The sequence below is a fragment of the Aquabacterium sp. genome (genome assembly GCF_004297345.1).
Lineage (GTDB): Bacteria > Pseudomonadota > Gammaproteobacteria > Burkholderiales > Burkholderiaceae_C > Aquabacterium.
Map to the genome: position 1 here is coordinate 1 of NZ_SCTN01000167.1, position 9144 is coordinate 9144.

Annotated in this window: 8 protein-coding genes; 5 read left to right on the forward strand and 3 right to left on the reverse strand. The window is 62.5% G+C overall.

Annotated features, from left to right (window positions below):
* On the reverse strand, positions 1–280 hold a 280-nt coding region (locus EPO09_RS05615; protein ID WP_290641035.1), incomplete at its 3' end, for a nitronate monooxygenase family protein.
* A 261-nt stretch (positions 281–541) separates the two neighbouring features.
* Between EPO09_RS05615 and EPO09_RS05620 the strand changes: the two genes are divergently transcribed.
* Positions 542–2188 (forward strand): GMC oxidoreductase, encoded by a 1647-nt coding sequence (locus tag EPO09_RS05620; RefSeq protein ID WP_290641037.1) that lies wholly within the window; start codon positions 542–544, stop codon positions 2186–2188.
* Here EPO09_RS05620 and EPO09_RS05625 read toward each other — a convergent pair whose 3' ends face one another.
* Positions 2189–4618: an ATP-binding protein gene (locus EPO09_RS05625; RefSeq protein WP_290641039.1), complete on the reverse strand. Its 2430-nt coding sequence runs from the start codon at positions 4616–4618 to the stop codon at positions 2189–2191.
* Positions 4619–4819: 201 nt separating this feature from the next.
* Here EPO09_RS05625 and EPO09_RS05630 point away from each other — a divergent pair, with 201 nt between their 5' ends.
* Positions 4820–6076 carry a sugar ABC transporter substrate-binding protein gene (locus tag EPO09_RS05630; protein ID WP_290641047.1) on the forward strand — a complete coding sequence of 419 codons (1257 nt, stop codon included), beginning with the start codon at positions 4820–4822 and terminating at the stop codon, positions 6074–6076.
* Here the strand turns inward: EPO09_RS05630 and EPO09_RS05635 are convergent.
* Positions 6067–7566, reverse strand: a complete 1500-nt coding sequence (locus EPO09_RS05635; RefSeq protein ID WP_290641041.1) for a PLP-dependent aminotransferase family protein — start codon at positions 7564–7566, stop codon at positions 6067–6069. The two genes, EPO09_RS05630 and EPO09_RS05635, sit on opposite strands and share 10 nt — an antisense overlap.
* Before the next feature lie 120 nt (positions 7567–7686).
* Between EPO09_RS05635 and EPO09_RS05640 the strand changes: the two genes are divergently transcribed.
* The 3 genes from EPO09_RS05640 to EPO09_RS05650 form a co-directional block, all read left to right on the forward strand.
* Positions 7687–8388 (forward strand): pyridoxamine 5'-phosphate oxidase family protein, encoded by a 702-nt coding sequence (locus EPO09_RS05640; protein WP_290641043.1) that lies wholly within the window; start codon positions 7687–7689, stop codon positions 8386–8388.
* Positions 8385–8852 carry a GNAT family N-acetyltransferase gene (locus EPO09_RS05645; protein WP_290641046.1) on the forward strand — a complete coding sequence of 156 codons (468 nt, stop codon included), beginning with the start codon at positions 8385–8387 and terminating at the stop codon, positions 8850–8852. The genes EPO09_RS05640 and EPO09_RS05645 overlap by 4 nt, the downstream gene beginning before the upstream one ends.
* A 16-nt stretch (positions 8853–8868) precedes the next feature.
* A partial coding sequence (locus EPO09_RS05650; RefSeq protein WP_367200045.1) for an OsmC family protein occupies positions 8869–9144 on the forward strand: 276 nt, incomplete at its 3' end.

Here is a 9144-nt window from a genome sequence, read left to right on the forward strand (position 1 = left end):
CATTGATCACGGGCACCTTTTCTTCCAGGGCCACCTTCGCGCATTCGGCGGCACCGGGCAGCATCAGGCTGCACCCCACGCCGAAGGGCTTGTCTGTGAGACGACGGATTTCGCGAATGGCCGCACGGCATTCTTCAGGCGACAAAGCGCCAGATGCCAGGATGCCCAGACCGCCTGCATTGCACACAGCGGCCACCAAGGAAGGCACGGCGATATAGGTCATGCCGGGCAGGACGATGGGGTGCTGGATGCCCAGCATCCGGGTCAGGCGAGTGTTCATGGTGTGGTCTGCAGATGAAGCCAGTCAGCGTGCCGCGGCAACGAGGTCGGCGGGACTCTATCACCACCCTGAGCGCCATCGTCACGTGGCCCCAGCCACCCGAGCCAAGGGGGTCAACCCTCGGGCGAGACAGCGACAATTGTCGGTTGAACGACATCAGCGCAGCCCTTGCTTGAGGGGTGATGCAGGGATTACCGAACACCGCGCAACCATGTTCATTCAACACAATTCATTCATCCATTTCACGGAGTGCCTGATTCCATGTTGTCCCGCCGCCGCTTCCTCGGTACCGCCGCCCTGCAATCTGCCGCAGCGCTGGGTTTGTCTTGCATCACCTTGCCCAGCCAGGCCTCTGCTGCGCGCACATTCAATGACGCCATGGCTGCGCCCAAGAAGGGCCTGGGCCAGTTGGGCCGCGTGCCTGCGCTGGTGATCGGTACAGGCTATGGCGGCGCCGTCACGGCCTTGCGACTGGCCGAAGCGGGCGTGCCCGTGGTCATGCTGGAGATGGGCCGTTTGTGGACACAACCCGGCAGCGACGGCAAGGTGTTCACGAAGACCTTGTCTCCCGATGGCCGTGCGATGTGGTTCAAGGACAAGACCGAGGCCCCGCTCAAGACCTTCCTCGGCCTGGATGTGATCAACAAGAAGATCCCGCGCTATGCCGGCGTGCTCGATCGCGTCAACTATGACGAGATGTCGGTGTATGTGGGGCGCGGCGTGGGTGGCGGCTCGCTGGTCAACGGCGCCATGGCCGTGACACCCGCGCGCTGGTACTTCGAGGAGATGCTGCCCGGCGTCAACGCCAATGACATGTATGGCACCTACTTCCCTCGTGCCAATGCGCAACTGAGTGTCAATCAGGTGGACCCGGCCTGGTTCGAGACGGCAGCCTGCTATCGCTATGCCCGCGTGTCACGCACAGCGGCCGAACAATCGGGCTACAAGACCGTGTTCGTGCCCAGCGTGTACGACGCCAAATACATGGAAGCCGAACTGGCCAACAAGGTGCCCCGCTCGGCACTGGCGCAAGAAGTGATCTACGGCAACAATGCCGGCAAGCTCAGCCTGGACAAGACCTATCTGGCCGATGCCGTGGGCACGGGCCGCGTCACCATCTACACGCTCAGCGAAGTGCGACGCATCGAGCAGCAGGCCAATGGCGATTACCTGCTGACCGTGCGCCAGATCGACGAAGCCGGCAACGTGTTGGGCACCGTGCAGATCAGTTGCGGCAAGCTCTTCCTGGGCGCCGGCAGCCTGGGCACGACCGAGCTGCTGGTCCGGGCACGCGATACCGGCACCCTGCCCAAGCTGAGCGCGCAAGTAGGCCAAGGTTGGGGCCACAACGGCAACGTGATGACGGCGCGCGCCAACCATCTGTGGAACCCGACGGGCTCGGTGCAATCGACCATGCCAGCCATGGGCATCAACGATTGGTCCAACCCGACCAACCCGGTGTTTGCCGAGATCACGCCACTGCCTACGGGCTTCGAGAACTGGGTGAGCATGTACCTGGCCATCACACGCAACCCCGAGCGTGGCCACTTCCAGTACGACCCAGCCACGGACACGGCTCGCCTTCAATGGACGCGCTCGCAAAACGCCGTCACGGTCAACTCGGCCAAGCAGATGTTCGACAAGATCAACGCCAGGCAAGGCACCATTTACCGCACCGATCTGTTCGGCGGCGGCAAGGCCTTTGCAGATGATTTCTGCTATCACCCGCTGGGCGGCTGCGTGCTGGACATGGCCACCGACAACGTCGGCCGCGTCAAGGGTTATCAGAACCTGTATGTGACAGACAGCTCGCTGATCCCCGGCAGCATCGGTGTGAACCCGTTCGTGACGATCACGGCCCTGGCGGAGCGCAACATCGAGCGCGTGCTGGCGCAGGACTTCGTGTAATCAGGCCTCGCCAGAACGCGACAGCCTGATCACCTCGGCGCTGTGGCGTTGCCCGGCGCCGCGCAAGGCGAACCAGTGCAGCAGGGTCTGGTAGAGCGCCTGCGTGTCAATGGGCTTGGACAAATGCCCGTTCATGCCAGCGGCCATGCAGGCGTCTTTCTCTTCCTGCAAGACGCTGGCGGTCATGGCCACGATGGGCAACTCGCGCTGATCAGGCATCAGGCGGATGGCGCGGGTGGCTTGCAAGCCATCCATCTCAGGCATGTGCATGTCCATCAGCACCAGATCAAAGGCCTGGTTCTGCAACAAGGCCAGGGCTTCCACGCCATTGCGAGCCGGCGTCACCTCGATGCCCGCCATGCTGAGCAACTCCATGGCCAGCACGCTGTTGATGGGGTTGTCCTCGGCCAGCAGCACGCGCGCGCCTGAGTGGTTCTGCCTCAGCAGACCAATGGCCTCTTCTGCCGTGAGCTGAATGGCGGCCTCGTCAGCAGCCGTTTGGGCGCTCGTCTGAGCGGCATGCAGCCTGATGCGACACCAGAACACGCTGCCTTGCCCCACCTGGCTGCGCACACCAATGCGCCCATCCATCAATTCGACCAGGCTGCGCGTGATGGCCAGGCCCAGCCCTGTGCCGCCATAGCGGCGCGTGGTGGATTCATCGGCCTGCACGAAGGCGTTGAACAGCTTGCTGGCCTGTTCTGCCGAGATGCCCACGCCCGTGTCTTGCACCTCGATCAGAAGATGAACCTCATCGCCCTGGATCAACTCGGGTTTGATCACCAGCGTCACTTGCCCGCGCTCGGTGAACTTCACCGCATTGCTCAGCAGATTGATCATCACCTGTGACAGGCGCATGGCATCACCGCGTACGCGCTGAGGGCAGCCCTCCGTGTTAACGACCAGAGCCAGCTTCTTTTCACGGGCTTTGTCCGACACCAGTGACACGGCCTTGTCCATCACCTCCACCAGGTCGAAGTCAGCCTGCGTGAGCGTGAACATGCCTGCCTCGATCTTGGACAGATCCAGGATGTTGTTGATGATGTCCAGCAGGTGCTCGGCGGCCTCTTGAACGGTCTTGAGGCGTTCGGCCTGCCCGGGCAGCATGGGCCCTTGCTGGATCAGATAGGTCACGCCCATGATGGCGTTCATGGGCGTGCGGATCTCGTGGCTCATGTTGGCGATGAAGGCGCTCTTGGCGCGTGTCGCGGCTTCGGCCTTGTCTCGCGCAAATTGCAACTGCTCCGTGCGTTGTGCCACGGTGTCTTCGAGATGATCCCGGTAGGTGGACAGCTCGGTCATGCGCACGCTCAGGCGGGCGTGCATGTCGTGCAAGGCCTTGGCCAGCGCCTCGATTTCATCGGCCTGCCCGGTGCCCAACTCGAACTGAGCGGGCTCGCCTTCGCGCAGATTGGCCGCAGTGCTGGCCAGCATCCCCAGTGGTCGCGTGATCCTGCCGGCCAACCACCAACTGATCATCATGAACAGACCTGATCCCAACAGCCCCAGCAACAGCATGCGTTGCCAGAGCTTGGTGGCAGGCCCATAGGCCAGATCGGGGTTCTGGCGCAACACCATCATCAGGGGAGGCTTGCCTTCGCGCTCGGTCCAGCGCACGGGCGCGATCGCCGTCAACTGCTCGCCGATATCCGGCCAGTTGATCACACGGGCCACCGCACGCTTTTTGAGATCGTCCAAGCCTGGCGCCGTCAGCTTCTTGCCCAGCAAGGCAGTCGGCCCCACCGTGACATCGCCGTCCGGCGTGAGCAGCAAGGTATGCGCAAGGCCATCATCCTGCGCCACCATGGCACTGTGCATGTCGCGCACCCATCGCCAATTGAGCATGCCCACGATCACGCCTATGCGACGTCCTTCGTAATCCAGCACAGGCACAGCCATGTCGATCAACTGCACGGGACGGCCGTCCACATCGCGTGGCAGGTAAGGCGCCAAGGGGCCACCTGCCTGCGGCTTGCCCAGCCAGTTGTCCACCATGCCCGAGACAAACCAAGGCTGCGCTGAAAAATCCTGCCCTTCCAGGCGCGCACCCGTGGCCGTCACGACCACACCTTTGGCATCGGTCAGGGCCAGCCACTCAAACTCGGGACGACTGGCCTTGACGCGCTCCAGTGCCAACCGCATGTCCGCGGCATCCAACAGGCCGCTGGCCACTTCCGGGCGCTGAGCCAGTTGGGAAATGTCTCGCTGCCTCTCAGACAGGGCCAGCGACACCACCTGCCCCAGCACGCTGGCCTCTCGGCGCGCTGCTTCGCTGACGGCTTGCTGCAGTTGCTGGCGTTGGTCTTGCGCCAGCCAGAAAGACAGCAGCACCGCAAAAACGACCCCACTGAGGCCCGTCACCCAGGCAAACCGTGCACGCACGCTGCGATGGGGCAGATAGGGATGCAATCTATCCAGCGCTGTCATCATGCCGGGCTGTCTTCGTTATGCGGTGTACGCGAATGTACGGATGTGGTTTCGCGCGATGAGAAACCACAATCCCTGATCACATCTTGCCTTGCCGTACAACCCAGAGCCAAGGCGTTTGTGATCATCATAAACATACGGAGTGGGTTCATGGCTGATGGTCGTCTGTCGACCTGGTTAGCGGGTGTGATCTGGATCACACCCATGGCAACACACGCCACAGAGTTGGTGATTGCCACGGTCAACAATGGGCACATGATCACCCTGCAGAAGATGTCGGGGGAATTCGAGCGAGCCCATCCTGACATCCAGTTGAAGTGGATCACGCTGGAAGAAGGCATCTTGAGACAGCAGGTCACACGAGATGTGGCGACAAAAGCTGGTCAATTCGACGTCATGACCATTGGCGCCTACGAAGCCCCCATCTGGGCGCGCAAGGGCTGGATCAGGCCCTTGACCCCGTCGCCCGACTACGACGTAGCTGACCTGCTGGCACCGATACGGCAATCCCTCAGCGTGGACGACAAGCTCTACGCCCTGCCCTTTTACGGCGAGAGCTCCATGACGATGGTGCGCACCGACCTGCTCAAGGCTGCAGGCATCAAGCTGGGCGATGCACCCACCTGGGCCCAGATTCGCCACGCGGCAGAGAAAATGCATGCGCCCGACAAAGGCATTTATGGCATCTGTCTGCGCGGCAAGCCAGGTTGGGGCGAAAACATGTCGCTGGTCACCACCATGGTCAACACCTTTGGCGGCCAGTGGTTCAACATGAACTGGCAACCGCAGTTGCAGACACCTGCATGGCGCAACGCCGTGTCGTTCTATGCAGATCTGCTCAATCTGTATGGCCCGCCTGGTGCAGCGGCCAATGGCTACAACGAGAACCTGGCCTTGTTCATGGATGGCCGATGTGCCATCTGGGTCGATGCCACGGTGGCAGGGTCTTTCGTCAATCGGGCCGGCAGCTCGAAAGTAGCGGGCAAGGTGACCTTCTTGCAGGCACCCACGGCGGTGACGACCAAAGGTGCCCATTGGGTCTGGACCTGGGCACTGGCCATCCCAACCTCCTCCACCAAGGCCCAGGCTGCGCAAAGCTTCATGGAGTGGGCCACATCCAAGGATTACATCCGGCTGGTCGCCGAGCGGGAGGGTTGGTCAGCCGTGCCTTCAGGCACGCGCCTTTCAACCTACGCGTCGCCGCAGTTCAAGCGGGCCAACCCCCACGCGCTGGTAGAGCAACTGGCCATCTCAACAGCCAATCCGCACGACGCCACCTTGCCCCGTTCGCCCTACAGCGGCATCCAGTGGGCATCCATCCCGGAGTTTCAAGCCATCGGCACGGCCGTCGGACAAGAGATCAGCGAGTTGCTGCAAGACCCCGTGACCGTGGACGAGGTGCTGAGCAAATCGCAGCAGATCGCTGATCGCAAGATGCGTGCTGCAGGCTATTACCGCTGAGCTTGCAGGGTGTGCAGTGCGGTCACCAAGCGCCGCACAGCGCCATCCATACGCGCTTGCGGCGTGTTGGCGTAGCCCATGACCAGGCCATTGAAACCTGACACACCACCTGTGCCGTACATCGCCAGCGGGCGCGGGCTGAGCCCGAGTTCATAGGCCTTGCTGGCCAGTACCAGATCCGACACGGCATCATGGCCTTGCGTCGGCAAGCTCAGCACCAGGTGCATGCCTGCCTGGCCGCCCAGCAATTGGCCTGGCAAGGGCCACTGACTGGTCAAGGCATCACGCAGTGCCGCCTGACGCTCGGCATACAGCTTGCGCATCTTGCGCAGATGGCGGGTGAAGTACCCTTCATCGATGAAGGCGGCCAGCGCACGTTGCTCGAACGGCCGGCCACGTCGAACCAACTCGCCCACGGCCCCACCCGCCCGCTCAGCCAAGGCTTGAGGCCAGACGATGAAGCCCAGCCGCAAGGCAGGGAACATCGACTTGCTGAAGGTGCCCAGGTACACCACCGGGGCATCGTCCACCTGCCCCTGCATCGCGGCCAGCGGTGGGCCATCGTGGCGGAACTCGCTGTCGTAGTCGTCTTCCAGGATCCAGGCACCGACCTGGCGAGCCTGCTCGATCAGGTGCAAACGCCGCGGCAAAGTCAGCACAGAGCCCAATGGATACTGGTGAGAAGGCGTTGTGTAGATCATGCGAGGTGGTTTGGCCTGCCACCAATCATCCGGCGGGGCGATGCCGTCTGCATCCACCGTCACGGGCACCACATTCAGGCCCGCTTGCAAGAAGGCGGTGCGCGCTCCGCCATAACCCGGGTGTTCCAACCAGACCGTATCACCCACATCGGCCAGGATATGGGCGCACAGTTCCATGCTGTGCTGCGTGCCATCGGTGACGGTGACCTGATCGGCATGGCAACGCACACCACGCGCGGCACGCAGGTAGGTCGCGATGGCTTGACGCAATTCAGGCTCGCCAACAGCGTGGCGATAGCCCAGATCCAGCGTACTGCCTTGGCGCAAGGCGCGGTCACACAGGCGTTGCCAGGTGGGCAAGGGGAAAGCGTCCAGCGCGGGCATGCCGGGCATAAAGGGCCGTAAGTCATCCTCAGGCAAGCGGCGGCGATCGCACAGGCGCACGCGCCGTGACACTACTGCGTTGGCATCAACTTGATCCGTCCCTTTGTGCAAGCGTGATGCACCAGCAGCCACCGCAGAAAACGCCGCAACCACCGTGCCCTGCCGGCTGGGCTGCACATAGCCTTCTGCTGCCAATTGCTCATACGCATGGATGACGCCATTGCGCGCCATGGCCAGATCCCGCGCCAGATCACGGCTGGATGGCAGCACGGCGCCAGCCTGCAGGCGGCCTTGCGCAATGGCATCACGCAAAGCCTCGTACAAGACGCGTTGCAGAGGCTGGCGCTTTTTGATGGATTGAGACTTGAGGCGCCGCCCATCCAGCAGCAAGCACAGATCAGCCATGTGATCGTGGCTCCATGAAATGTTTGAATCGTGGTTCTTTGCATGGTGCCAGAACTTCTCTATCGTTCACGCACCAACTCACACATCCATCACAAACAGGAGGCCCTCAGGGATCACGCCATGCAAGCAGGCAACGCACCAGAACAAGAACAGACACCATCTGCAGCCCCCAGCGATCGCGCACGGATCAGACGCGCGGCAGAACGGGCCAGCTACGACGAAGAAACGGTCCACGCCATCGTGGACGCCGCCTGGCTGTGCCATGTCTCCTTCGCCTGCCCGGACGTGCTGTGCCTGCCCACCGTTTGCTGGCGCGTGGACGACAAGCTCTACATCCATGGATCCAACGGCAGCCGCATGATGAAGCACCTGGCCAGCGGCGCGCCCAGTTGTGTCGCCATCACCCACCTCGATGGTCTGGTGATGGCCCGCTCGGCCTTTTCTCACTCGATGAACTTCCGCTCTGTGGTCGTTCATGGCGCCTTCGAGGTGGTGGCAGAGGACGATAAACCAGCCATCCTGCACGCCCTGATGGAGCACATCGCCAAGGGCCGTGGCGACGAAGCCCGCAAGCCCGACGCGAATGAACTCAAGGCCACGACGGTGCTGGGCATCAGTCTGCACGAGTCATCCGCCAAGGTGCGCAACTGGGGCCCCAGGGACAAGGAAGAAGACCAGGCCCTGCCCGTTTGGGCCGGCGTCCTGCCCATGGGCGAAGCGCGCTTGCCCGCCATTTCGGAGCCCGGTTGCACACAGCCCTTGCCGGCCTTCGCACAGGCGTGGTCCGCACAGGGCACCTTCAAGGCAGAGGTGTTGCCATGAACCAGGCCAGCATCTCGATTACCGCTCGGCAGGCCTGCCTGGCAGATCTGAATGAGCTGGCAGGCCTCTTCGATGCCTACCGCCAGTTCTACGGACGCCCCAGCGACCTGAGCGCTGCCGCCTCCTTTCTGCGTGAGCGCTTCAACCATGGGCAGTCCGTCCTGTTCGTCGCCCACGCCGGTACGCAACCCGTGGGCTTTGCCCAGCTCTATCCCTCGTTCTCGTCGGTATCGCTGGCACGCACCTATGTGCTCAACGACCTCTATGTGGATGAACGCCATCGGCGTGCAGGCGCTGGTCGTCTACTCCTGAACACTGCCGCCCAGTTTGCCCAGGCCGTGGGCGCCGTCAGGCTGACGCTGAGCACCGCCCGCAACAACACCACCGCCCAGTCGGTTTATGCTGACGCCGGCTGGCAACGTGATGAGCAGTTCTGGGTCTATCACCTTCCCCTGTCCGCTTGAACATTGGTCTGACAACATGACACACCGCTACACCGCAGAAACCATCTGGCAACGGGGCGACCAGCCCTTCACCGACAAACGCTACAGTCGCGGCCACCTGCTGCGCTTTGATGGCGGCATCGAGGTGCCGGGGTCTTCTTCGCCCTTGTCCGTACCGCTGCCCATGTCGGTAGAAGCGGCGGTCGATCCGGAAGAGGCCTTCGTCTCGGCCATATCGAGTTGCCACATGCTGTGGTTCTTGTCGATTGCCTGCCAGCGCGGCCTGGTGGTCGATTCGTATCACGATGCCGCC

Excerpts from the sequence above, each read along its gene's own strand:
- EPO09_RS05620 (WP_290641037.1), top strand. The coding sequence starts at position 542 with ATGTTGTCCCGCCGCCGCTTCCTCGGTACCGCCGCCCTGCAATCTGCC.
- EPO09_RS05630 (WP_290641047.1), top strand. The coding sequence starts at position 4,820 with ATGGCAACACACGCCACAGAGTTGGTGATTGCCACGGTCAACAATGGG.
- EPO09_RS05640 (WP_290641043.1), top strand. The coding sequence starts at position 7,687 with ATGCAAGCAGGCAACGCACCAGAACAAGAACAGACACCATCTGCAGCC.
- EPO09_RS05645 (WP_290641046.1), top strand. The coding sequence starts at position 8,385 with ATGAACCAGGCCAGCATCTCGATTACCGCTCGGCAGGCCTGCCTGGCA.
- EPO09_RS05625 (WP_290641039.1), bottom strand. The coding sequence starts at position 4,618 with ATGATGACAGCGCTGGATAGATTGCATCCCTATCTGCCCCATCGCAGC.
- EPO09_RS05635 (WP_290641041.1), bottom strand. The coding sequence starts at position 7,566 with ATGGCTGATCTGTGCTTGCTGCTGGATGGGCGGCGCCTCAAGTCTCAA.